The 22,877-nt window shown below is 64.4% G+C and carries 18 protein-coding genes; 14 read left to right on the top strand and 4 right to left on the bottom strand.

Annotation, left to right across the window (positions count from 1 at the left end; translation table 11 throughout):
- Positions 1 to 83: 83 nt before the first annotated feature.
- The 8 genes from GWI72_RS02660 (at position 84) to flaF (ending at position 9,916) form a co-directional block, all read left to right on the top strand.
- Positions 84 to 473 carry a hypothetical protein gene (locus GWI72_RS02660; RefSeq protein WP_161675514.1) on the top strand — a complete coding sequence of 130 codons (390 nt, stop codon included), beginning with the start codon at positions 84 to 86 and terminating at the stop codon, positions 471 to 473.
- A 297-nt stretch (positions 474 to 770) separates the two neighbouring features.
- Entirely contained in the window at positions 771 to 1,931 is a 1,161-nt protein-coding gene (locus GWI72_RS02655) for a flagellin N-terminal helical domain-containing protein (protein WP_161675512.1), read from the top strand.
- A 264-nt stretch (positions 1,932 to 2,195) separates the two neighbouring features.
- On the top strand, positions 2,196 to 3,356 hold the full coding sequence (locus tag GWI72_RS02650) for a flagellin (protein ID WP_161675511.1): 1,161 nt from the start codon (positions 2,196 to 2,198) through the stop codon (positions 3,354 to 3,356).
- Positions 3,357 to 3,690: 334 nt separating this feature from the next.
- Positions 3,691 to 5,208 carry a flagellin N-terminal helical domain-containing protein gene (locus GWI72_RS02645; RefSeq protein WP_161675509.1) on the top strand — a complete coding sequence of 506 codons (1,518 nt, stop codon included), beginning with the start codon at positions 3,691 to 3,693 and terminating at the stop codon, positions 5,206 to 5,208.
- A 572-nt stretch (positions 5,209 to 5,780) separates the two neighbouring features.
- On the top strand, positions 5,781 to 7,298 hold the full coding sequence (locus GWI72_RS02640; protein ID WP_161675507.1) for a flagellin N-terminal helical domain-containing protein: 1,518 nt from the start codon (positions 5,781 to 5,783) through the stop codon (positions 7,296 to 7,298).
- Positions 7,299 to 7,565: 267 nt separating this feature from the next.
- Complete coding sequence (locus tag GWI72_RS02635; RefSeq protein ID WP_161707802.1) at positions 7,566 to 9,065, top strand: flagellin N-terminal helical domain-containing protein; 1,500 nt, start codon at positions 7,566 to 7,568, stop codon at positions 9,063 to 9,065.
- Positions 9,066 to 9,156: 91 nt separating this feature from the next.
- Complete coding sequence (gene flbT / locus GWI72_RS02630; RefSeq protein ID WP_161675505.1) at positions 9,157 to 9,630, top strand: flagellar biosynthesis repressor FlbT; 474 nt, start codon at positions 9,157 to 9,159, stop codon at positions 9,628 to 9,630.
- Entirely contained in the window at positions 9,533 to 9,916 is a 384-nt protein-coding gene (flaF, locus tag GWI72_RS02625; RefSeq protein ID WP_161675503.1) for a flagellar biosynthesis regulator FlaF, read from the top strand. Before flbT ends, flaF begins: the two co-directional genes overlap by 98 nt.
- A 147-nt stretch (positions 9,917 to 10,063) precedes the next feature.
- Here flaF and GWI72_RS02620 read toward each other — a convergent pair whose 3' ends face one another.
- The 3 genes from GWI72_RS02620 to GWI72_RS02610 form a co-directional block, all read right to left on the bottom strand.
- On the bottom strand, positions 10,064 to 11,602 hold the full coding sequence (locus tag GWI72_RS02620; protein WP_161707801.1) for a flagellar protein: 1,539 nt from the start codon (positions 11,600 to 11,602) through the stop codon (positions 10,064 to 10,066).
- 8 nt (positions 11,603 to 11,610) lie between these two features.
- Positions 11,611 to 13,464: a flagellar hook-associated protein FlgK gene (gene flgK / locus GWI72_RS02615; protein WP_161707800.1), complete on the bottom strand. Its 1,854-nt coding sequence runs from the start codon at positions 13,462 to 13,464 to the stop codon at positions 11,611 to 11,613.
- 67 nt (positions 13,465 to 13,531) lie between these two features.
- Complete coding sequence (locus GWI72_RS02610; protein ID WP_161675496.1) at positions 13,532 to 14,917, bottom strand: flagellar hook protein FlgE; 1,386 nt, start codon at positions 14,915 to 14,917, stop codon at positions 13,532 to 13,534.
- Between the two features lie 271 nt (positions 14,918 to 15,188).
- Here GWI72_RS02610 and GWI72_RS02605 point away from each other — a divergent pair, with 271 nt between their 5' ends.
- Both GWI72_RS02605 and GWI72_RS02600 read left to right on the top strand, forming a co-directional pair.
- Positions 15,189 to 16,034, top strand: a complete 846-nt coding sequence (locus GWI72_RS02605) for an AAA family ATPase (RefSeq protein ID WP_161707799.1) — start codon at positions 15,189 to 15,191, stop codon at positions 16,032 to 16,034.
- Positions 16,035 to 16,191: 157 nt separating this feature from the next.
- Positions 16,192 to 16,704: a hypothetical protein gene (locus GWI72_RS02600; RefSeq protein WP_161707798.1), complete on the top strand. Its 513-nt coding sequence runs from the start codon at positions 16,192 to 16,194 to the stop codon at positions 16,702 to 16,704.
- A gap of 136 nt (positions 16,705 to 16,840) precedes the next feature.
- Here GWI72_RS02600 and GWI72_RS02595 read toward each other — a convergent pair whose 3' ends face one another.
- Positions 16,841 to 18,154 (bottom strand): NAD(P)/FAD-dependent oxidoreductase, encoded by a 1,314-nt coding sequence (locus GWI72_RS02595; protein ID WP_161675490.1) that lies wholly within the window; start codon positions 18,152 to 18,154, stop codon positions 16,841 to 16,843.
- 300 nt (positions 18,155 to 18,454) lie between these two features.
- On the opposite strand from GWI72_RS02595, the gene GWI72_RS02590 reads away from it, so the two are divergent.
- The 4 genes from GWI72_RS02590 to ppk2 all read left to right on the top strand — a co-directional run bounded on the left by GWI72_RS02590 (position 18,455) and on the right by ppk2 (position 22,852).
- Complete coding sequence (locus GWI72_RS02590; protein WP_161707797.1) at positions 18,455 to 18,970, top strand: SixA phosphatase family protein; 516 nt, start codon at positions 18,455 to 18,457, stop codon at positions 18,968 to 18,970.
- 58 nt (positions 18,971 to 19,028) lie between these two features.
- The gene (locus GWI72_RS02585; protein WP_161675486.1) at positions 19,029 to 20,552 is read left to right on the top strand and encodes a YcjX family GTP-binding protein; all 1,524 of its coding nucleotides are present in this window, start codon (positions 19,029 to 19,031) and stop codon (positions 20,550 to 20,552) included.
- Positions 20,549 to 21,589 carry a YcjF family protein gene (locus tag GWI72_RS02580; RefSeq protein WP_161707796.1) on the top strand — a complete coding sequence of 347 codons (1,041 nt, stop codon included), beginning with the start codon at positions 20,549 to 20,551 and terminating at the stop codon, positions 21,587 to 21,589. Before GWI72_RS02585 ends, GWI72_RS02580 begins: the two co-directional genes overlap by 4 nt.
- 114 nt (positions 21,590 to 21,703) lie before the next feature.
- A complete protein-coding gene (gene ppk2 / locus GWI72_RS02575) occupies positions 21,704 to 22,852 on the top strand; it encodes a polyphosphate kinase 2 (protein WP_208995752.1) in 1,149 nt (382 codons plus the stop codon).
- Positions 22,853 to 22,877 lie beyond the last annotated feature (25 nt).

The following is a 22,877-nucleotide window of genomic DNA, read 5'->3' as shown; positions in this document are numbered from 1 at the left end:
TCCGTTAACGGCCGATTCACGTCCTTGTCGTAGCGTCATCCTGTAGCATCGGGTCTAGGAACCAGGATCCCGAGGAGGCCGCCATGGACACAGGAGTTGTCCGGTCGCCGTTGCCGTCCTACACGGCAATCACACCGGAAGCGCGGGCGGAGCAGCGCAACGCCCCCGCCACCAAGACAGAGATCGCACCGTCCAAGACGGTTCCGCCGTCCGAGGACACCCAGTCGGGCCGCACCGCGGCCGAAGACCGCAAGGCAGAGCCTGTCGGCGGCCAGCAGGTGCGCGAGCTTGTGCGCAAGAACAAGCTCGACCCGGAAAGCCAGTCCCTGATCTATGTGGCCATGGACCAGGAGTCCGGAGAGGTCGTGAACCAGGTGCCGAGCGAAACCTTGCGCAAGCTGCGCGCCTATGCCCGCAGCGTTGACGCACAGGCCGGCGAGCAGCCGAAGTCCACCGTGATGCGCACCGCCTGACTGCAGGCACCACCCTCACCCCAACGAGCAAGGCCCTCCGCCAACCGGCGCGAGGGCCTTTCGTTTACCCCACCAACGGACGAAACCCAAGCAAGGCAACGAAGCTTCTGAAGTTAACCAAGATTATTCACCAACACGATTAACGTAAATCCAAAATAAAGAAATCAGTTAAATTTACACCTGTTTAAACTTAAATTCGGGAAACCATATCGATTTACAAGTAATACAGCCCTTGTCCTGCATGGTTCCTTCGTCATTCAGAAAGGATGACAGGCGCAAACCAGAAGGAACAAGAAAATGGCAGGAATAACCCTCTCCAGCGCGGTGAGAACCAACCTCAACGCCCTGCAGTCCACCTCCGAGATGATGAGCAAGGTCCAGGAGAAGCTCTCCACGGGCAAAAAGGTCAACTCGGCGCTGGACAACCCGAACTCCTTCTTCACCGCGCAGGGCCTGTCCAACCGCGCCGGTGACCTGGGCACCCTGCTGGATGACATGGGCCAGTCGGTGCAGACCCTGAAGGCGGCCGACAAGGGCATCAAGGCCATCTCGGATCTGGTCGATGCCGCCAAGGCCAAGGCCAACCAGGCGTCCCAGACCTCGAGCCAGACCCAGCGCGCGCAGTACTCGAAAGAGTTCAACGAGCTGATGACGCAGATCGAGGACATCGCCAAGGATGCGGGCTACAGCGGCAAGAACCTGCTGGGTGGCACCGGTAACGACCTGAAGGTGACCTTCAACGAAAACGGCACCTCGAGCCTCAACATCTCGGCGGTGGACTACACCGACACCACATCTTCGGACGGCCTCAACCTGGCGCGTCTGGCGTCGGGCACCTCGGGCACCGCGACGATCTCGCTCACCAACGGCACCGCCTCGGCGGCCCTGACCGGCGGCAGCCTGCTGACCGCTGACCGCGAGTTTGCTGCCGGCGACGTGCTGACCCTGACGGACACCAACGGCACGGAAATTGGCAAGTTCGAGGTGAAGGCGACGTCGACGGTCAATGACCTCGAGAAGTTCCTCGACGACACCGCCGGCGTCAGCGCGTCGCGCACCGGCAGCACCATGACGGTGACGTCCGAGTTCAAGCTGACGATGGCCTCGTCCTCGTCCGCGTCGGGCTCCTTCGCGGACCGCACGACCAACAACTCGGCCGAATCCGGCTTTGCCAAGGACAGCGATATCCAGGCGACCCTGAAGAAGCTCCAGAGCGCCCAGGAAACCCTGCGCTCGCAGGCATCGACCTTCGGTACCAACCTGTCGATCGTGCAGAACCGCCAGGACTTCACCAAGGCGATGATCAACACCCTGCAGGAAGGCGCCGGCAAGCTGACCCTCGCCGACACCAACCAGGAAGGCGCCAACCTCCTCGCCCTGCAGACCCAGCAGTCGCTGGCCTCCACGGCCCTCTCGCTGGCCGCCTCTGCAGACCAGAACGTGCTGCGGCTGTTCTGATCAAGACACACAGGGAGAGCGTCGGACAACAAGACGCGGAAAGCGGCGGGCCTCTGGTCCGCCGCTTTACTTTTGAGCGCCGGCGTCAGGCTGCTGATCCGTCAGCATTTTGCAAATCCCTGTCAGATCAACTTTCAGCCTTGTTAAGGTTAATTACCACTAACCAAGTTCATTTACACCCAGTTACGAATTGAAGCGCAGGCTCACAGCTGTCGAACCCAGGAAGGGTTCAAGTAAAGAGTATTCCCAGGAAGGAATAAAACGATGGCTGGTATCACCATTTCGAGCGCCGTTCGCGCCAACCTCACCGCTCTTCAGTCCACGTCTGAGATGATGAGCCGCGTCCAGGAGAAACTCTCCACGGGCAAGAAGGTCAATTCCGCGCTCGACAACCCGAATTCTTTCTTCACCGCCAAGGGTCTCGAAAACCGGTCGAGCGATCTGGGCACCCTGCTCGACGACATGGGCCAGACGACCCAGACCCTGAAGGCGGCCGACAAGGGGATCACCGCGATCTCCGACCTGGTTGACGCCGCCAAGGCGAAGGCCAACCAGGCCGCCCAGTCCTCCAGCCAGGTCCAGCGCACCAAGTATGCCAAGGAGTTCAACGAGCTCCTGACGCAGATCGAGGACATCGCCAAGGACTCCGGCTACAAGGGCAAGAACCTGCTGGGTGGCACCGGTAACGACCTGAAGGTGACCTTCAACGAAAACGGTTCGTCGAACCTCGACATCACCGCCGTTGACTACACCGACACCACCCTGTCGGAAGGTCTGAACCTCGCCAATCTCGCCACCGGAACGTCGGGCACCGCGACGATCACGCTCACCAACGGCACCGCCTCGGCGGCCCTGACCGGCGGCAGCCTGCTCACCGCCGACAGCGAATTCGCCGCCGGCGACGTGCTCACCCTGACCGACACCAACGGCACTGAAGTCGGCAAGTTCGAGATCACCTCGACGACCACGGTCAACGATCTGGAGAAGTTCCTCGATGACACCGCCGGTGTCAGCGCAGCACGCTCCGGCAGCACCATGACCGTGACCTCCGAGTTCAAGCTGACGATGGCCTCGTCCTCGTCCGCTTCGGGCTCCTTCGCGGACCGCACGACCAACAACTCGGCCGAATCCGGCTTTGCCAAGGACAGCGACATCGAAGCGTCCCTGAAGAAGCTCCAGACGGCCCAGGAAACCCTGCGTGCCCAGGCGTCGACCTTCGGTACCAACCTGTCGATCGTGCAGAACCGCCAGGACTTCACCAAGGCGATGATCAACACCCTGCAGGAAGGCGCCGGCAAGCTGACCCTCGCCGACACCAACCAGGAAGGCGCCAACCTCCTGGCCCTGCAGACCCAGCAGTCCCTGGCCTCCACGGCCCTGTCGCTGGCCTCCCAGGCCGATCAGAACGTGCTGCGGCTGTTCTGATCGACATTCACTCACCGGAGTTCCGGTTTCGGACGGCGGGCCCCTGGCCCGCCGTTTTCGTTTGGTCCGTCCCCGTGCCCCCGCTTGCGCCGGGCCGATCGCAATCCTTGCCAGTCCGCCCCCCAGCCCAACCGCGCCAGAAATCAATGTTTACGAAAATTAACCTTGGTTAATTCTTCAAAAGCCGGCAGTATTCCGCCAGAAAGTCATGTTTACGTTTGATTAACCTTAAATTTGCCGATGTTTACCTTTGATTAGGGTTACCAAATCATGATCAGCCCATACCCGCTCAGAAAGAGCGGCGTCATGTGTGGACCCAGGAAAGGGACTAGTAATGGCTGATATCACCCTGTCGGCTGCCGTACGGCAGAACCTGCTGACGCTCCAGAGCACCGCCGACCTGATGTCAAACGTCCAGAACAAGCTGGCGACCGGCAAGAAGGTCAACTCGGCCCTCGACAACCCGAATTCCTTCTTCACCGCGTCGGGCCTGAGCAACCGCGCCAACGACCTCGGCACCCTGCTCGACGACATGGGCCAGGTGGTGCAGACGATGAAGGCGGCGGATCAGGGCATCACCTCGATCACCAAGCTGGTCGAGACCGCCAAGGCCAAGGCCAACCAGGCGCTGCAGACCCAGAGCCAGTACGAGCGCGCCCAGTACGCCAAGCAGTACAACGACCTGCTGAAGCAGATCGAGGACGTTTCCAAGGATTCGTCCTACAAGGGCAAGAACCTGCTGGCCGGCGAAGGCAACGACCTGACCGCGATCTTCAACGAGGATGCCACCTCGAAGCTGACCGTGTCGGCCGTCGACTACACCGACACGACGCTGTCCGGCGGCCTCAACCTGCAGGACCTGAAGGAAGCCAAGGGCGGCGCGTCGTCGCTGCAGATCGAGGGCGGCAAGGCCACCATCACCTTCACCAACACCTCCGGCAACACGCTGACCTCGGGCTCTCTGATCTCCGACGCCACCAGCCTTGACACCGGCGACGTTCTGCAGCTGCGCACGGCAGCCTCCGGCGGCGGTTCGATCGTCTCGGGAACGTCCGCAATCACAATTGGTGCCGGCACGACGGTTCAGAACGTCGTTGACGAGATCAACAAGGCCGCCGGTGTGCGGGCCGAGTTCGACGAGAAGACCGGCACGCTGACGATCACCTCGAACGACAACGTGTTCCTGCGCAACACCGACGGCGGTGCCGCCACGCCGGCCCCGGCTGACCTCGCCTCGGTGACCGCGAACAACTACACCGCCACCAGCCAGCTGCTCATGAACTCCGGCTCCTTCAACGTCGGCGACACGCTGACGCTGGAAGACGGCAACGGCTACGAGCTCGGCTCGCTGGAAGTCGGCAAGACCACCACTGTCGAAGACCTTGTCGACTTCATCAAGGACTTCAACGGCGTCAGTGCCTCCTTCAACACCGGCACCGGCAAGATCACCATCGAGAGCGATGTGTCCCTGACGCTGAAGAGCGACAACAAGGACTTTGCGGCGGCCGCCTTCACGGCGGACACGGATGGCGTCAATGTGGTGGCCCAGCAGGATTCGGGCTTCGCGTCGGACGAGGCGATCAACAAGACGATCGACCGCCTGAACAACGCCCTCTCGAACCTGCGTGCCCAGGCTTCCGAGTTCGGCACCAACCTGTCGACCGTGGAAATCCGGCAGGACTACACCAAGAAGATGATGAACACGCTGCAGGAAGGCGCAGGCAAGCTGACCCTCGCCGACACCAACATGGAAGGTGCCAACCTCCTTGCCCTGCAGACCCGGCAGCAGCTGGCCTCCACATCGCTCTCCTTCGCGTCGCAGGCGGATCAGACGGTGCTGCAGCTCTTCTAAGCCGGCACCGCCGCGCGACCCACAACCTGACACTCAGACCGAAGGCGGGGCCCATGGCCCCGCCTTCTGCGTTTTCCCGCCCCGGCTCCGAACCGGCCCGGGATCCTCCCGCAACCGGCTGCGTCATGTCCGGCGCAAAGGCATGAGGGCGACTGCACCGACCGCGCCCGGACAAACCCACCGGACCACCTGGCACCGGACGCTGGCTGGACCGCATGACCGGCCAGCGCAGACGCGCATCCCTCCCCGCCTGCACCCTGCCCAAGTCAAACGCCGATTCGGCATCGAATCATCAAGCACTCAACGTCTGCCCTTGCAGTTTGCGAGGCCACCCGGACGGCCGGACAAGGCTTCGTTAACGCGCGTTAACGAAACCTGAAGGAACGGACAGCAAGAGGCCCCTCCCGACACCGATCCGTTACCGATTTCCCCCGTTTCCCTAACCTTCGTGGAGGGATCGTAAACACCTGCGAACGCCTGTTAACCTTTGATTAAGATTAACAAATGATGATCAGGCCGTACCCGCTCAGGACGAGCGGTGGAAATAGATGCCCCCAGGAAAGGGACATGTAATGTCTGATATCACGCTGTCGGCTGCCGTACGGCAGAACCTGCTCACCCTTCAGCAGACCGCCGATCTGATGTCCGGCGTCCAGAACAAGCTGGCGACCGGCAAGAAGGTCAACTCGGCCCTCGACAACCCGAACTCCTTCTTCACCGCATCTGGCCTCACCTACAGGGCCAACGACCTGAACACCCTCCTCGACGACATGGGCCAGGTGGTGCAGACGATGAAGGCAGCAGATCAGGGCATCACCTCGATCACCAAGCTGGTCGAGACCGCCAAGGCCAAGGCCAACCAGGCGCTGCAGACCCAGAGCCAGTACGAGCGCGCCCAGTACGCCAAGCAGTACAACGATCTGATGAAGCAGATCGAGGACGTCGCCAAGGACTCGTCCTACAAGGGCAAGAACCTGCTCGGCGGCGAAGGCAACGACCTCACCGCCATCTTCAACGAGGACAACACCTCGAAGCTGACCGTGTCGGCCGTCGACTACACCGACACGACGCTGACCGCGGGTCTGAACCTGACCGACCTGCAGGAAGCCAAGGGCGGCGCGTCGTCGCTGCAGATCGAGGGCGGCAAGGCCACCATCACCTTCACCAACGCCTCCGGCAACACGCTGACCTCCGGCTCGCTCATTTCCGATGCCACCAGCCTTGACGTCAACGACGTGCTGCAGCTGCGCACCGCGGCCACCGGCGGTGGCTCACTGGTTTCCGGCACCTCGGCCATCACCATTGGCGCCAACACCACTGTCCAGAACGTCGTCGACGAGATCAACAAGGCTGCCGGCGTGCGCGCCGAGTTCGACGAGAAGACCGGCACGCTGACGATCACCTCGAATGACAACGTGTACCTGCGCAACACCGACGGCGGTGCGGCCACGCCGGTCCCGGCTGACCTCGCCTCGGTGACGGCGAACAACTACACCGCCACCAGCCAGCTGCTCATGAACTCCGGCTCCTTCAACGTCGGCGACACCCTGACACTGGAAGACGGCAACGGCTACGAGCTCGGCTCGCTTGAAATCGGCAAGACCACCACTGTCGAAGACTTGGTTGACTTCATCAAGGACTTCAACGGCGTCAACGCCTCCTTCAACACCTCCACCGGCAAGATCACCATCGAGAGTGATGTGTCGCTTGTGCTGAAGAGCGACAACCGTGACTTCAACGCGGCCGCCTTCACGGCGGACACGGATGGCGTCAATGTGGTGGCGCAGCAGGAATCCGGCTTTGCCACCGATGCCGCGATCAACAAGACGATCGACAAGCTGAACACGGCCCTGTCGAACCTGCGTGCCCAGGCTTCCGAGTTCGGCACCAACCTGTCGACCGTGGAAATCCGGCAGGACTACACCAAGAAGATGATCAACACGCTGCAGGAAGGCGCCGGCAAGCTGACCCTCGCCGACACCAACCAGGAAGGTGCCAACCTCCTTGCCCTGCAGACCCGGCAGCAGCTGGCCTCCACATCGCTCTCCTTCGCCTCGCAGGCGGACCAGACGGTGCTGTCGCTGTTCTGAGAATCATCAAGGCGAATCGCCGTTCGGCGGCGTCTGCAGAGGCGGGGCAACAGCCCCGCCTCTTGGCGTTTGTAACAGGGCCCCGCGCCTTATCCCCGCGAGAATTTTTCGCTTTGTTTTCAATGACATCAAAGAAAGGCTTTGGTAACTCGGCTCACCGAAGGGTTAACAGGTACACAGGCCATTTACTTTTCATTAAGAAATAAGGTCAGAACATCGTTAGTGGTTTGTTAAGGAACCACCCTTGTAGAGATCGGTGAGCACCACATGAGCGACATTGTCCTGTCCAGCGCAGTCCGGGAGAACCTGCTCTCGCTCAAGAATACCGCCGGCCTGATGTCGACAACCCAGAACCGTCTGGCGACCGGGTTGAAGGTGAACAGCGCTCTCGACAACCCGAATTCGTTCTTCACGGCAGCAGGTCTCAACGACCGCGCCAAGGATCTCAACAACCTGCTCGACAACATGGGCCAGGCGGTCCAGACCATCAAGGCAGCGGACAACGGCATCACGTCCATCACCAAGCTGGTGGAATCCGCCAAGGCCATCGCCAACCAGGCGCTGCAGACCCAGAGCGAGTACGAGCGCAAGGTCTATGCCGAGCGTTACAACGCCGTGCTCGAGCAGATCGAGGACATGGCGCGGGATGCCAGCTACAAGGGCAAGAACCTGCTCGCCGGCGCCGGCAACGAGCTCACCGTGATCTTCAACGAGGACAGCACCTCCAATCTCAAGGTCCTGCCCGTCGACTACACCGACACGACGCTCGACACCGGTCTGGCGCTCAAGGACCTGGCGACCGGAGCCGGTGCGACCTCCTCCTTTGCACTCAATGCGGCGAGCGGCACCCTGTCCCTGACCGGCCTGCAGGCCTCTTCCAACCTGTCGGATCTTGCAGCCTGGGCCGACGGCGACGTGGTCTCCGTCTCCGACGGCGTCACCACCCGCACCTTCACCGTCGGCAGCGGCGTCGGCGAGATCAAGACCGTGCAGGATTACGTCAATGCGCTGAACAGCCTCGGTGGCATCAAGGCGACCTTTGACGAGGGCACCGACGCGATCACGGTGACGTCCGGTCTCGGCGCCAACGTGACGATCTCCAAGAACGCGGCCGGCGGTGGCACGGCCACGAACGGCGGCGTGGGCACCGGCACGACCACCCTCACCCCGACGGCGATGACGGCCAATTCCAAGCTGGTCAATTCCGGCAGCTACAAGGTCGGTGACGTGCTGACCATCGTCGACGGCAACAACTACGAACCGGCGTCGCTCGAGATCACGGCCAACACCACGGTCGACGACCTCGTGAAGCTGATCAATGGCGTCAAGGGTCTCGATGCCGGCTTCTCGGGCGGCACGATCAGCCTCGTCGGTGACATCTCCTTCAACATCAAGAGCACCAACCCCGACTTCAACATCGGCGCCCTGGCGACCACCGATGGCACCGTCAAGCTGACAGCGACGGACTCCGACTTCAAGGACGACACCGATATCGAGCGCACCCTGCAGGCCATCAACGCCGCCCTGGACACCCTGCGCTCGTCGGCCTCCTCCTTCGGCACCACGCTGTCGACCGTGGAGGTGCGGCAGAAGTTCACCGGCCAGCTCATCAACACGCTGGAAGTCGGTGCCGGCGCGCTGACCATTGCCGACATGAACCAGGAAGGCGCCAACATGCTGGCCCTGCAGACGCGCCAGCAGCTCTCCTCGACGGCACTGTCCCTCGCCAACCAGGCCGACCAGAGCGTTCTGAGCCTGTTCGGCTGATCGGGCCGGCTGAGAACGTTAAGAAACCGCAAGTCCGCGTTAACCTTTTGGTTAACACTCGTGAACGATACTGGTCAGTGGAGGGCTGGCAATGGCGCTCAAGGTCGAGCTGAAGCCGGGCGAGAGGATCATCGTCGGCGACAGTGTCATTACAAATGACAATCAGCGCACGCGCCTCTTCATCGAGGGCCAGGCGCCGATCCTCCGCGAGAAGGACATCCTCACTCCCGCAACGGCAGATACGCCCGCCAAGCGTATCTACCTGGCGGTGCAGCTGATGTATCTTTCTTCCGATATAGAGAAAATTAAGGACGACTACTTTACATTGGTGAATGACATCATCCAGGCTGCCCCGAGTACCATCCCGTATGTTACAAAGGTAAGCAATTCGATCCTGGGTGGTGCCTTCTACAAGGCTCTGAAAGAAGCAAAAAAGCTTATCGAGTACGAGAGGACGCTTATCAGTCATGTACAAGCAGGCAGCGCAGGCTTATCAGAAAACAAGCCAGGTGGCGGTCTCGCCTCGGGAGCTGGAAGCGACCATCCTGATGAAGGCGGCCGCTAGGCTGCAGCTGGTCAAGGACGAGTGGGAACAGACCTCCTTCGCCGAGAAGGACGAGGCGCTGACCTACAACCGCAAGCTCTGGACCGTTCTGGTCACCTCCGTCACCAGCCCTGACAATCCCCTGCCCCAGCCCATCAAGGACAACATCGCAACCCTTGGCGTCTTCATCTTCCGCCACACGATGGACATCCTGATGAACCCCGAGCCGGACAAGCTCGGCACGCTGATCTCGATCAACCGCAGCATCGCCGAAGGCCTGCGCGCGCAGCCGCAGACAGCCGGCTGAACGAGCACGGCGGATCGCGGCAGCACCGTCCTGCCGACCGGAACCGTGTTCCAGACTGGCAAGGTCATCCGACGGGCACTGCCCCCAAGACAAAGGCCGCAGCGGCAAGCCGCGCGGCCTTTTCCTTTCTGAAGCGGGCGTGCTGGGTCAGAGATAGTCGGCGAGCGACATCTTCATGGCAATCGACGAGGCACGGTAGGAGGCTTCCAGCATCGTCTGGAGCTGCACGATCTCCACCGCGAGCGTTTCCTTGTCGATCCCCTCGATCTCGGCAATCGTGCCAAGATACCCGGACTTCAGCGTGGTGTGGCGCTCGGCCGTGTACTCGATCGAGCGGAAGGCAATCGCCACCTCGGTCGTGATGTCGACGATGCCGGACCGGGCCGTCCCCTCCGGCTGGATGGTTGCCTTCATGCGGTCCGCAAGGGCCGAGTAGTATTTCTCGTCCGTCGCCGTGTTGGCGGAGAAATCGGCTGCGATGAAGGTGGACAGGGTCTTGACCACATTGGCAAGTCCCCGCTCGTTGGCCCGCACGCCGTAGCCGAGACGCAGGTTGTCGTCGACGGCCGCGATCTTGTCCTGCCGCGGATCGGTCGTGGCGGTGTTCTCGCCGACGTACCAGGAGGTCGTGGTCGCCGACCCGTCCACGAGCGTGGTCGCGGTGTTGAAGGGCGGACCGGCCACCCGCATCGGCGGAGTGCCGCCGAAGGTATCGAAGAAGGAGTTGGCGGCCCATTCGTCGGAGGCCCCGCGCAAGGTGGTCTTCGCCTCTTCGGTCAGCGCGGCCATCACCGCATTGCGCAGGTTGGTCGTTGTCTGTTCGAGATCCGCGCCCACCAGGAAGGTGTTCGGCGCGTTCCCGCTCGCAGCAACGGTCAACTCGACCCGCGTCGTCCGCGCCCCTGTCGGCGGCAAGCCGAGCTCGATGCTGATCTTCTGACCCGGCACCGGCTGTCCGGTCAGCTCGATGCCGAAACTGTCCGGATCCGCGCCCGTCGGCGGCGTCAGCGTGACATTCACCATGTTGGTGGTCACGGCCTTGATGTCGAAGCCAAAGGTGTGGGCGCCGTCCTCGCTGACCGTGAACGAGGAGGTCAACGGCGCGCCACCGCCGCTGTAGGTGGTGTTCTGCGCCGACACGGTCATGCGGCCATTCTGGCCGGCGCCCGCATTGGCCTGCCAGAACTCGGACAACACCTGCTTCAGCCCCGCCTTGCCGTCGACCCCGTCGAGGATCTGCTGCATCTGCAGCACCGGGTTCTTGCTGGCATCGCTGCCACCGAACAGGAAGTGCCCTCCGACCTCCGAGTTGAGCAGGCTGATGGCTTCCGTCAGAAGGATTTCCGCCGTCGCCTGGGTTGAGGTCTGACCGTCGGCCTGAAGCTCGAAATTGTTGAGATCCATGGCATCCTTGGCCTGGATCCGGAGCTTCTCGAGACGTTCCAGATTGAGATTGAGCGTCTTGATGTGCAGACGGCTCATCGTGATCGTTTCCTGGTAGGCCTCGATCCGCTTCACCTTCTGCGACAGCTCCAGGTCGAGCTGTCGCTGGTTGCCGACGCCGCCATAGGTGGTCGACACCTTGCCGGTTGCCAGCTGCGCGGTCTTCTCAGTCAGCGTCCGGCTCAGGGTGGTCAGCTGCTGCGTGAGATACCCGCGCGACGATGTGATCGTGCCAACTGCCATGACTACCTCTAGACCGAGTTCAGAAGAACGTCGAACATTTCACGTGCCGCCTGCATCACCCGGGCATTGGCCGAGTAGGCGTTCTGCAACTGAACGAGGAAACCAAGCTCTTCATCGACATCGACCTTGTAGTCTTCCTCATAGCGCAGGGCGAGGTTCTGGGTCAGGGTCGAGCGGGCACTTGCCTCTTCCTTGGCCGTTTGCGCCTGCTCGCCCTGGAACGTGACGAACTGCGTGACGAAGTTCATCACCGTGCCCCGGAACGGATCGCCTTCGGTGCCGATTCCCACGGCCGCATCGAACGGCCGGTTGGTCTTCGTGAGCGCATCGAGCAGATACTGCGGCCGGGAGGAGTCCTTCGGCGAATTGGTGGTCGGCGTCGTCTGGTAGTTGACCAGACGGGAGCTGTCCGTCTTCAGCGTGGCATCCAGGGCGATCGAGCGGGCAAAGCCTGTCTTCTGTCCGCCGTTCTCCAGCGCCCCGGTGTAAAGCTGCTGCCCGTTGCGGGCATCGACGAAGACGGCCAGCCCGAGACCCTGGTTGGCGGAGCCGGTGACGGTGACATTGGCCGACAGCGACCGCATCACCGTGCCCGAGGCCGTATCGCCCAGCACACGCAGCTTTCCCGTGCCGTCGTTGGCCACCGCCAGATTGGAACCGGTCAGGGCGGTGGCGATCTGGGCAATGTAGGTTGCGGTGTTCCCGCTGGAGATGTCGATGCCATAGACGATGTCGTCCGGCCGGGCCGTGGTCGATGCCGGCAAGGGCAGCAAGGCCGGATCACGCACGGCAACGAAGCTCACATTGCGCGTGACACCGCCGCTGTCGACATAGGTGAGCGAGACCGCGTTGCCCGACTGCAGCCCAGCCAGATCCAGAGTGGCGCCGGTCTCGGCGCCGACCGTGGCCGGCGTGCTGGCAACAGGAACATTCGAGAAGGCCAGCGAAAGCTGCGAGGCAAGCTCGTCCAGCTGCGCCTGGGCCTGAGGCATCGTGTTGTCGCGCAGGTTGACCAGCGCCATCAGCGAGCCGGAGCGGGAGGCGTCGACCAGATCGTAGGGCGTGCCACCGGGGGTCACGACGGTGATGGAGTTGCCGTCCTGGCCCGGCTTGAGGGTGCCGGTCGTCTTGAACTCGATCTGCGCCGCCTTGCCTTCCGCGAAGAGGATCTGTCCGGAATAGGTGTTGATGCGGGTGTAGCCGTTGGTGTCGAACGAGACCGACACGTCCAGATATCCCGAAAGCTGTTCGAGATACCGGTCGCGCTGGTCGTAGAGGTCGACACCCGGCATGCCGGTCAGCTTGGCCTTCTGGATGGCCGCGTCGATCTCCTCGACGCGCTTGAGCAGCTGGTTGACCTCGCCGACCTGGTTGCCGATGGCACTGTCCGCCCGGGCCCGCATGTCCTGGAAGGATTCGTAGGTGGAGTTGAGCCGCCGCGCCAGCAGATCGGCTGTCCCGAGAAACTCCTGACGCGCCGCATAGCTGTCCGGCGCGCTGACCAGCGCGGCAAGGTTGGTGTTCAGCTTCGACATCAGCGACGGCAGGGAGGAGGAGTCCCCGATCGTGCCGATGGTCCGGTCGATCTCGCTGGTATAGCCCGAAAAGGTCCTGGCATAGGCATTGGCCGCCAGACTGTCCCAGTATCCGGCCTGAATGGCGCGGTCGACATCGCGGCGGATGTCGCTGGTGAGCAGGCCCGAGACATTGCCGTGCTTGTCGAAATAGACGTCGGCTTCCACGCGCTTTGCGGTGTAGCCGGCGGTGTTGGCGTTGGCGATATTGGCCGCGGTGACATCGATCTGACGCTGGTTGTGCGTCAGGCCAAAGATGGCGGTGTTGAGCGCGGATGTCAGACCCATATGCGCCTCCGGTACCCCTACTCAAGACGGGGACGGCCGCAGAGCCGTCCCCGCACCAAAGCCCGCATCAGCGGATCATGTTGAGGGCGTCGCTCAGCATCTCGTCGGCCGAGGTCACGACCCTGGAGTTGGCCGAATAGGCCTGCTGCGTGATGATCAGCTTCGAGAATTCGGCAGCGATGTCGGCATTCGATGCCTCGTAGCTGTTGGACAGCACCGAACCGCCCTCGCCGAACACCGGAACACCCGACAGCGGCGTCGCGGCAAAGGCGGCACCGTCCACGCGACGCAGGTTGTGCTCGGCGCTGAAGGTCGCGATCGGGATCTCGTAGACCGCCAGCTGCTGCTGGTTGGAGTAGGACGCCGTCACGCGGCCAGCCGCATCGATCGTCACGCCGATGACCTGACCGGCAGCATACCCGTCCTGCTTCAGCGACACGGAGGTCGCCAGGCCCTTGGGATCGGCATACTGGGTCAGGCTGTCATTCTTGAAGGTGAACTGGATGTCGCCGGCGTTCACGCCGCCGACAGTCAGGTCATCGATGACAAAGCCCGTGTTGCCGGGGGCCAGCGTGTTGGTGCCACGCGGCGTGAGCGTGTCCATCTTGCCGGCCGGCGTGAAGGTCACCTGACCGATCAGGTTCCACATGACGTCGGTGGCCGCCGCCGTGGTGGCGTCGCGTCCGGCGGAGTAATAGGCATTCCAGGTGTTGGCGGCCGTCTGCGCCCAGCGGATCTCGACGTTCACCGGGGCACCGTTGGCATCATAGCCCGTGATGGCCTGACCGGAGATCGAGGAATCCAGGAAGTCCTGCAGGTCCGCCTTGGTCACGTTCGAGGTGGCCGTGATGGCACCCGATGTGTCGAGGAACTGGCTGCCCGGAACGGTCTTGTTGGCATTCTTGGTCAGCGGATAGGTCGGCAGGTTGGCCTGATACCGGATCTCCGAGGTGGCCTTGGCCGCCATCGGCTGGTTCGGGACCTGGATCACGGTCGCGCTGTCGCCCACGGCGTTGCCGGTGAGCGGATCGAGCTTGTAGCCCTTGAGGTAATAGCCGGCGCTGTTGACGAGGAAGCCGTTCTCGTCCAGCTCGAAGTCACCGGCGCGGGTGTAGTATTCCGCGTCGGCGAAGGTCGTCTGACCATCGATCACGTCGCTGGCCTCGGTGACGACGAAGTACCCCTTGCCGTTGATGGCGAGGTAGGTGTCGACCTGGGAGGCGACGATGGCGCCCGACACGGTGTTGGTCGCGCGGGACGTCGCAAGGGTCGTACCCGCGACCTGCTTGCCCTGCACCGCGCCCCCGCTCGACACGAGGTCGGAGAAGGTGGTGTCGAGGCGCTTGTAGCCAATCGTCTGGGAGTTGGCGACGTTACCCGAAATGTTTTCAAGCGCCTTCGATTGGGCCGCAAGGCCCGAAGTCGCCGCATTGATTGCCCCGTAGATACTCATTCCGCTTCCTCTTGAACTCAACGAACAGGAGTGGCCCTGCCGCGACTTCGCAAGCGCCGTGCCAAGTGTAATGCACAGACCAAGGCACTGGATTTATTGATCTATTCGGAAAACCATCCGCACCGCCCGCAGGCCGGGAACCAGCACGAAGCTGCCGGGCAACGGCAAAAGATGCCGAGCCGCCCGGAAATTCCGTCCCAGCCGGCAAGGCTTGCACCGCTCGGGGTCGCGCCCTACTCTCCCGCCCGACTGATCCGGGAGCCGATGCACCATGCGTTTTGAGGGAACTAGCAACTACATCGCCACGGAGGACCTGCGCGTTGCCGTCAATGCCGCGGTCACGCTTGAGCGGCCGCTGCTGGTCAAGGGCGAGCCGGGCACCGGCAAGACCGTGCTGGCGCATGAGGTGGCGGCCGCGCTCGACGCCCCCCTGCTGGAGTGGCATGTCAAGTCGACCACCAAGGCTCAGCAGGGTCTCTATGAATATGACGCCGTCTCGCGGCTGCGTGACAGCCAGCTGGGCGACGAACGGGTGCACGACATCCGCAACTACATCCGCAAGGGCAAGCTCTGGGAAGCTTTCGCCAGCGAACGGCGACCGGTGCTGCTCATCGACGAGATCGACAAGGCCGACATCGAGTTCCCCAATGACCTGCTGCAGGAACTCGACCGCATGGAGTTCTTCGTCTACGAGACCGGCGAGACCGTGAAGGCCCGCCAGCGCCCGGTGGTCATCATCACCTCGAACAACGAGAAGGACCTGCCGGACGCGTTCCTGCGCCGGTGCTTCTTCCACTACATCAAGTTTCCCGACCGGCAGACGATGACGGACATCGTCGAGGTGCATTTCCCCGGGCTCAAGGAGCGGCTGCTCAAGGAAGCCCTGGCGCTGTTCTACGACATCCGTGAGGTCCCCGGCCTCAAGAAGAAGCCCTCGACCTCGGAGCTGCTGGACTGGATCAAGCTGCTGGTCAACGAGGACATCGACCCGTCGGTGCTGCGCGAGAAGGACCCGAAGCGGCTGATCCCGCCGCTGCATGGCGCGCTGCTGAAGAACGAACAGGATGTCCACCTGTTCGAGCGGCTTGCCTTCATGGCGCGCCGCGAGCAACGCTAGGGGCATGCCGGAGACACGACCAGATTCGCCCCAGCCCCCGCAGCCAGGACCGACCCTCCCCGGGCGCCGCGAGCGGCCGGGTCTTGGGCGCCGGGAAGCTGCCTGCCGGGTCGCGTCCGCTCTTGCAGCCTGGCTGGTCATCGCCTCGCTGGGTGCGGTGGCGGCAGCACTGGTTCCGGGATCTGCCCTCGCCCAGACCGCAGCCCCGCGCGTGCAGAGCGAGTACGAGGCCGGCTGGGTCAACGACGCCCTCGGCATGCGGCATTACTCCGGCCTGAGCTGCCCGAACCGCATGGGCTCGCTGACGCGCACCAAGGTCATGCCGACCGGCCGCACCCGGATCGCCGGCTGCATCTACACCTCGGACCAGGGCTTGCAGGTGGTCATTCGCCAGCACGCCCAGGACACCGGCCCCACCGAGGCAGACCTGTTTGCCAGAACGTACCTGAAGGCCGGCTTCGCGCCGGTGCGGCTGAGCGGTGTGGCCGGGCGCGGCATCACCTTCCGCACCTCCGGCAACGCTGACCGCTCGCTGCTTGAGACCCTGTGGCATTTCAGGGGCAGGTCGGCTGACTACACGCTGTGGATTGCCTACACGCTGCCCGAACACGAGATGGCACTGGAGCCGGCCTTTCTCGACGTCGAGACGCAGCTGGCGCGCCTGCGGTAGGCAGGCTCCCCCCCGACATCAGCCCCCGCACATCCGGCCCCACTGGACCTCGCAGCGGCGGCAGCGGCGCCCTCGCCCCGGCCGAGACAAGGGTCAGGATCAGGATCAGAATCCGGGGCCAGACCAGGGCCGCCTCTCAGCCGGCCCGTTGCTCGGCGAACCGGTCGAGCGCCTGCAGCCGCCAGTATTCGATCTGGGTGGCAACGCGGCCGGCCACACCGCCGCCCCAGCGGGCCTTGAACGGCGCGAACAGGGTCCAGCGGTCGTCCCCCTCGGCAATGGCGGCCGCAACCAGCACGCCGGCCATGGCCGTGGTGTTGAGGCCATGCCCGCCAAAGCCGGTCGCCACCCACAGGCCCGGCTTGAACTGCCCGATCAGCGGCATGCGATGCCGGGTGTAGCCCATCAGCCCGGACCAGGCGAACTCCACCTTGAAGTCGCCAAGTTGCGGATAGATCCGCAGGATGTCCGCCTTGAGCCGCTCCGCCAGACGATGCGGCTCACCCCGCCGCGTCGTGATCCGGCCGCCCCAGAGCAGGCGATCCTCGGCAACGACCCGGTAATAGTCGCCCGCCCGCCGGGTGTCCGAGAGACAGCCGCGGAAGCGGATGGTGTCCGTGAGACGCGCGCCCAGCGGTTCCGTGGTGACGACATAGGTGGCCACCGGCAGGATCGCCCGGTCGAGCGGGCGGTAGGTGTGGTTGAGCACGCCATAGGCACTGGTGGCCAGCACCACCTGTTCGCAATGAACCACACCCCGGTCGGTCTCCACCCGCCACCCGGCCCCGACCTGCGCCACGCGGCAGACGGGACTGGCCTCGAAGATCCACACCCCGACGCCCCGGCAGCGCTCGGCCATCAGCCGCGCGTAGGCCAGCGGATCGATGTGGAAGGCGGCCGCGTCATGCAGCGCGCCATGATAGCGGGACGTGGCGAGGACATCGGCGAGGCGCGACCGGTCCCAGACATCCAGCCGGAGACCGTAGAGGCTGGCCAGACGCTCCTGGCGGCGGTCCAGCGCATCGCCGGGCGGCGTGCGCCACAGACTGAGGCCACCCCGGCCGCCGACGATGTCACGCCGGTCGCTGCTGACCAGGGTCTCGGCGACATACTGCACGCCCATGCGCGACAGGTCATGCAGCCGCCGGGCATGATCGAGGCCAAGGCGGGCCTCGAGCGCGTCAAGGCCCTCGGCAAAGCCGCCGGAAACGAAGCCGGCATTGCGACCCGACGCGCCCCAGCCGATACGGTCGGCCTCGAGCAGCAGCACCCGGCGGCCGCGCCGCGCCAGTTCATGCGCCGTCGTCAGTCCGGCCAGCCCACCGCCGATGACGCAGATTTCGGCATGCGCGCGGCCGTCCAGCGCCAGAAAGCCGTCACCGCCGGCAAATGCCGCGCGCGGCGCAGATGCACGATAGAAAGACGCCACATGCTCATGTGGAACAGACATGAGACCCCTACCAGTTACCCGCCCGCGCTGGTCCTATTCAATCAGCCGGGATTGAGCAACCGGAAAACAGATATGACGTTGGGTCAGTGATAAAATTTGCTTCGACAAAGCTAAACCGGCTATTTTCTTGACAGCAGCCCTCCGCAAATGCACTTTGTCTGATTTAGAACAAATCAAATTTATCTAATATTGCGAAGACCAGCGACCGGCGTCTGCTTCGGACCGGCAGGATCGGGAACAATCCCGATGCCATGGCGTCCCGGACCTGCTATCCAGACGACATGCGACCGGGAGGTTTTCATGCCGAGACTGATCCTCTACCGCCATGCCAAGTCCGACTGGAGCACACCCGACCTTGCGGACCATGATCGCGGGCTTGCGCCGCGCGGGGTGGACGCGGCGCTGCGTCTGGCGGCCTGGCTCGACCAGTCCGGGTTCCGCCCAGACCGGGTCCTGTGCTCCACTGCGCTGCGGACCCGCCTGACGCTGCAGCCGCTGCTGCCGCTGCTGTCTTCGGACTGCGACATCCAGCTGACCCGCGAGATCTACGACCTGCGCGATGCCGATTACATCGAGCTCATGCGGCGCAAGGGCGGCGATGCGCGCTGCCTGATGCTGATCGGCCACAATCCGGCGATGCACGACACCGCGCGGGAGCTGGTGATCGAGGGCGCTGCCGCCGATCTGCATGCGCTTGGCGAGAAGTTTCCGACCGCGGGCCTGGCCGTGATCGACCTGCCCTGCGCCGACTTTGCAGGGCTCGTCGCCCAGAGTGGTCGCCTCCTGCATTTCATCCGGCCGCGCGACCTCGTCTGACCCGGCGTTGCGGCCCGCCTGCGGGCTTCCTACATCCGGGTGAGACAAGGATGCCGCAATGAAACTCTCCTCCCTGGCCGACGAAGCCCTGCTGGCGCTGGAAAACCTCGCCGGCACCGCGAGCGATCTCGGCGTCCCGAGCCTCCGGCTGGGGGTCACGGGCCTTGCACGGGCCGGCAAGACCGTCTTCATCACGGCGCTGGTGCACAATCTGCTGCATGGCGGCCGTCTGCCCCTGTTCGACGCCGCCGCCGGACGGCGGATCACGTCAACCTCGCTGCAACCGCAGCCGGACGACGCCGTGCCCCGGTTCGACTACGAGGCGCATGTGGCGGCGCTGGTCAATGACCGGATCTGGCCGCAGTCGACCCGGCAGGTGTCGGAGCTGCGCCTGACGATCGACTATGAATCCGCGTCCTTCCTCAACCGGACGCTCGGCCGCGGCCGCCTGCATCTCGACATCGTCGACTATCCCGGGGAATGGCTGCTCGACCTGCCGCTGCTGGCAAAGGACTTCCGCAGCTTCTCCGACGAGGCGTTGCGACTGGCGCGTGCGCCCGGCAGGCAGGCGCTGGCGGGGGACTACCTGGACGTCCTGTCGCGCATCGACCCGCTCGGGCCGGAAAGCGAGGCGGAGGCGCGCGCCCTCGCCAAGGCCTTCACCGCCTACCTTGCCGCCTGCCGCGCCGACGACCACGCGCTGTCGATGCTGCCGCCCGGACGGTTCCTGATGCCGGGCGACATGGACGGGTCACCGGCCCTCACCTTCGCGCCGCTGGACCTGACCGGCACGCCGCAGACAGCGCCGCAGGGATCGCTGCGCGCGATGATGGAACGCCGCTACGAGGCCTACAAGAAGCATGTGGTGCGGCCGTTCTTCCATGACCATTTCGCCCGGCTGGACCGGCAGATCGTGCTCGTCGACGCGCTGCAGGCCCTCAATGCCGGGCCGGCAGCGCTGCGCGACCTGGAGACCGCGCTTGGCCAGGTGCTGACCTCGTTCCGCCCGGGCAAGGCCAGCTGGCTGTCGTCGATCCTGACGCGTCGCATCGACCGGATCCTGTTTGCCGCCACCAAGGCCGACCACCTGCACCGCGACGACCACGACCGGCTCGAGGCCATCCTGCGCCGGCTGGTGGCCCGGGGCATCGAGCATGCCGAGTTCCGGGGGGCCGAGATCGAGGTTCTGGCGCTCGCTGCCGTTCGCGCAACGCGTGAGGCAACGGTGCGCCATGCCGGCGAAGACCTGCCGGCCATTCTCGGAACGCCGCTGCCGGGCGAGACCGTTCACGGCGACGCCTACGACGGAAAAACGGAAATCGCCATGTTTCCCGGGGACTTGCCACGGGATCCGGACTCACTTTTCGAGCCGCTTGAATCAGAATCATCACGTGCAGAGCTTGATTCTCCTGCTGAACCGCAAGGCACCGGGCCCCTGCGCGGCGCCGGAGCGGCAGGGCTGCGCTTTGTCCGTTTCCGCCCGCCTGCCCTGGAACGCACGGCCGAGGGCCTGACCCTGTCGCTGCCGCATATCCGCCTCGACCGGGCGCTGAACTTCCTGATCGGAGACCGGCTCGCATGACCGAAGAGCCCCGCAAGCCCCGTCGCCCGGCCGCCTTCCGCCTCGACGACGCCAATGTGCGCTTCGAGGATGGCAGCCTGGGCAGCCCGCTCCGCAACGAGGCGCGGATCATCCCGGCAGCCGCGGACGCGGACGAACTGCCGCCGCCGCCCGAGCCCTCTGCCGCCGGCCACCGCTTCGGCCGCTGGCTGCTGGCGGGTCTCGCAGGCCTGACCAGCCTTGCCCTCGGCCTGGCCATCGACAGCCTGATCCGCGACCTGTTTGCCCGCACCGACTGGCTGGGCTGGTTCGGTCTCGGGCTGGTGGCGCTGGCGGCCCTTGGCTTTGCCGGGCTGGTGATCAGCGAGCTGGCGGGGCTCGCCCGGTTGCGCCGGATCGACCGGCTCAGGGACGCCCTCGCAACGGCGGCCGCAGAGGACGACGCCCGCAAGGCCAAGGCGGCCATCGGCGAGCTGCTTGATCTCTATGCCAAGCGGCCGGAGACCGCCCGGGGACGTGCCGCGATGAAGGCACACCTGGCCGAGATCATCGACGGACGCGACCTCGTCCTGCTGGCGGAGCGGGAGCTTCTGGCACCGCTGGACGCGGCCGCGCGCCGGATCGTGACCGACAGTGCCAAGCGCGTGTCGCTCATCACGGCCGTCAGCCCGCGCGCCGCGCTCGATCTCCTGGTGGTGCTGGCGGAGAACATCCGCATCATCCGCCGCCTGTCCAGCCTCTATGGCGGCCGGCCCGGCACCCTGGGGTTCCTCCGTCTGGCGCGCGAAGTGGCCGGCCATCTCGCCCTGACAGGAGGAATGGCGGCCGGCGACAGCCTTGTCTCGCAGTTTCTCGGCCATGGCCTTGCGGCCCGGCTGTCGGCACGGCTCGGAGAGGGCGTGATCAACGGCCTGCTCACGGCCCGGATCGGCGTTGCCGCCACCGACGTCTGTCGCCCGGCCCCCTTCGTGGGCACGCGCGGGCCCCGCATCTCCGATTTTCTCGGCGAGCTGACCAAATCCGATCCGCGGGCGGATGCAGGCAACAGTCCCACATGACCGCAAGCCGAACGGGAACAGCCCGGACACGGGACTGACCTCGATCAACGTCTTGATCGGATTTGCCTGCTAAGCTTTGATGCCTGAGACGGGCTGTTCCCGGGGGGAGATCGCATGACCGAAGACGCATCCGCAGACAAGCCGGCACGCGCCGCACGCAAGCCCTCCAGCCGCACCGGCGCCCGGCGCACGACCGGAGCCCGGAGCCCTGCCGGCGCGACAGGCAGCACCGCTGCGGCCGAGGTGCAAGCAACCCCGGCAGCCGGCGCCGCCTCCCCTGAGGTCCCGGCCACGCCGGTTGAGGTCGGGGCCGCAGCACCGGCTCCGGCAGCGGCGCCGACGCCCGCGCTGGAGCCTGCCCCGGCACCGGCGCCAGCCCCGCGTCGCAGCATCACCGAGATGCGCCACGACCCGGCAACGATCCGCCAGATCTTTGAAACGGGCGAGTACCCCTATGCCACGCGCATGCGGACGGAGCCTTACGAGAAGCGCAAGGAGAAGCTGCAGGTCGAGCTGCTGAAGGCGCAGCGCTGGATCAAGGAGACCGGCCAGCGCGTCATCATCCTGTTCGAGGGCCGCGACGCCGCCGGCAAGGGCGGCACCATCAAGCGCTTCATGGAGCATCTGAACCCGCGCGGCGCAACGGTCGTGGCCTTGCAGAAGCCGACAGAGCGCGAAGCCGGACAGTGGTACTTCCAGCGCTACATCCAGCACCTGCCCGCCGCCGGCGAGATCGTCCTGTTTGACCGCTCGTGGTACAACCGCGCCGGCGTCGAGCGTGTGATGGGCTTCTGCACCGCCAACCAGTATCTGGAGTTCATGCGCCAGTGCCCGGAGTTCGAGCGCATGCTGGTGCGCGACGGCATCCGGCTGTTCAAGTACTGGTTCTCGGTGACCCAGGAGGAGCAGCGCAAGCGCTTCACCGAACGCCAGACCGACCCGCTGAAGCAGTGGAAGCTCTCACCGATCGACCTGGCCTCGCTCGACAAGTGGGATGACTACACCGAGGCCAAGGAAGCCATGTTCTTCTACACGGACACGGCCGACGCGCCCTGGACCATCATCAAGTCCGATGACAAGAAACGGGCCCGCCTCAACTGCATGGAGCACTTCCTCAACACCCTGCCCTACCCGGACAAGGACCATCATCTCGTCGGCCAGCCGGACCCGCTGATCGTCGGCGCGGCGCACCATGTCCTCGGCAACGACGCCCATGTTCTGGGCAGGAGCCTGCACCCGGACCTGCGCGACAGCGGCGGCTGAGCCGCAGGCCGGCAGCCCGGCAGGG

It is taken from the genome of Pannonibacter sp. XCT-53, assembly GCF_009915765.1.
GTDB lineage: Bacteria > Pseudomonadota > Alphaproteobacteria > Rhizobiales > Stappiaceae > Pannonibacter > Pannonibacter tanglangensis.
This window is presented reverse-complemented; position numbering and strand designations above follow the sequence as displayed.

Bases quoted from the DNA above. Each gene is read 5' to 3' on its own strand.
- GWI72_RS02660 (WP_161675514.1), top strand. From the start codon at position 84: ATGGACACAGGAGTTGTCCGGTCGCCGTTGCCGTCCTACACGGCAATC.
- GWI72_RS02655 (WP_161675512.1), top strand. From the start codon at position 771: ATGGCAGGAATAACCCTCTCCAGCGCGGTGAGAACCAACCTCAACGCC.
- GWI72_RS02650 (WP_161675511.1), top strand. From the start codon at position 2,196: ATGGCTGGTATCACCATTTCGAGCGCCGTTCGCGCCAACCTCACCGCT.
- GWI72_RS02645 (WP_161675509.1), top strand. From the start codon at position 3,691: ATGGCTGATATCACCCTGTCGGCTGCCGTACGGCAGAACCTGCTGACG.
- GWI72_RS02640 (WP_161675507.1), top strand. From the start codon at position 5,781: ATGTCTGATATCACGCTGTCGGCTGCCGTACGGCAGAACCTGCTCACC.
- GWI72_RS02635 (WP_161707802.1), top strand. From the start codon at position 7,566: ATGAGCGACATTGTCCTGTCCAGCGCAGTCCGGGAGAACCTGCTCTCG.
- flbT (WP_161675505.1), top strand. From the start codon at position 9,157: ATGGCGCTCAAGGTCGAGCTGAAGCCGGGCGAGAGGATCATCGTCGGC.
- flaF (WP_161675503.1), top strand. From the start codon at position 9,533: ATGTACAAGCAGGCAGCGCAGGCTTATCAGAAAACAAGCCAGGTGGCG.
- GWI72_RS02620 (WP_161707801.1), bottom strand. From the start codon at position 11,602: ATGGCAGTTGGCACGATCACATCGTCGCGCGGGTATCTCACGCAGCAG.
- flgK (WP_161707800.1), bottom strand. From the start codon at position 13,464: ATGGGTCTGACATCCGCGCTCAACACCGCCATCTTTGGCCTGACGCAC.
- GWI72_RS02610 (WP_161675496.1), bottom strand. From the start codon at position 14,917: ATGAGTATCTACGGGGCAATCAATGCGGCGACTTCGGGCCTTGCGGCC.
- GWI72_RS02605 (WP_161707799.1), top strand. From the start codon at position 15,189: ATGCGTTTTGAGGGAACTAGCAACTACATCGCCACGGAGGACCTGCGC.
- GWI72_RS02595 (WP_161675490.1), bottom strand. From the start codon at position 18,154: ATGTCTGTTCCACATGAGCATGTGGCGTCTTTCTATCGTGCATCTGCG.
- GWI72_RS02590 (WP_161707797.1), top strand. From the start codon at position 18,455: ATGCCGAGACTGATCCTCTACCGCCATGCCAAGTCCGACTGGAGCACA.
- GWI72_RS02585 (WP_161675486.1), top strand. From the start codon at position 19,029: ATGAAACTCTCCTCCCTGGCCGACGAAGCCCTGCTGGCGCTGGAAAAC.
- GWI72_RS02580 (WP_161707796.1), top strand. From the start codon at position 20,549: ATGACCGAAGAGCCCCGCAAGCCCCGTCGCCCGGCCGCCTTCCGCCTC.
- ppk2 (WP_208995752.1), top strand. From the start codon at position 21,704: ATGACCGAAGACGCATCCGCAGACAAGCCGGCACGCGCCGCACGCAAG.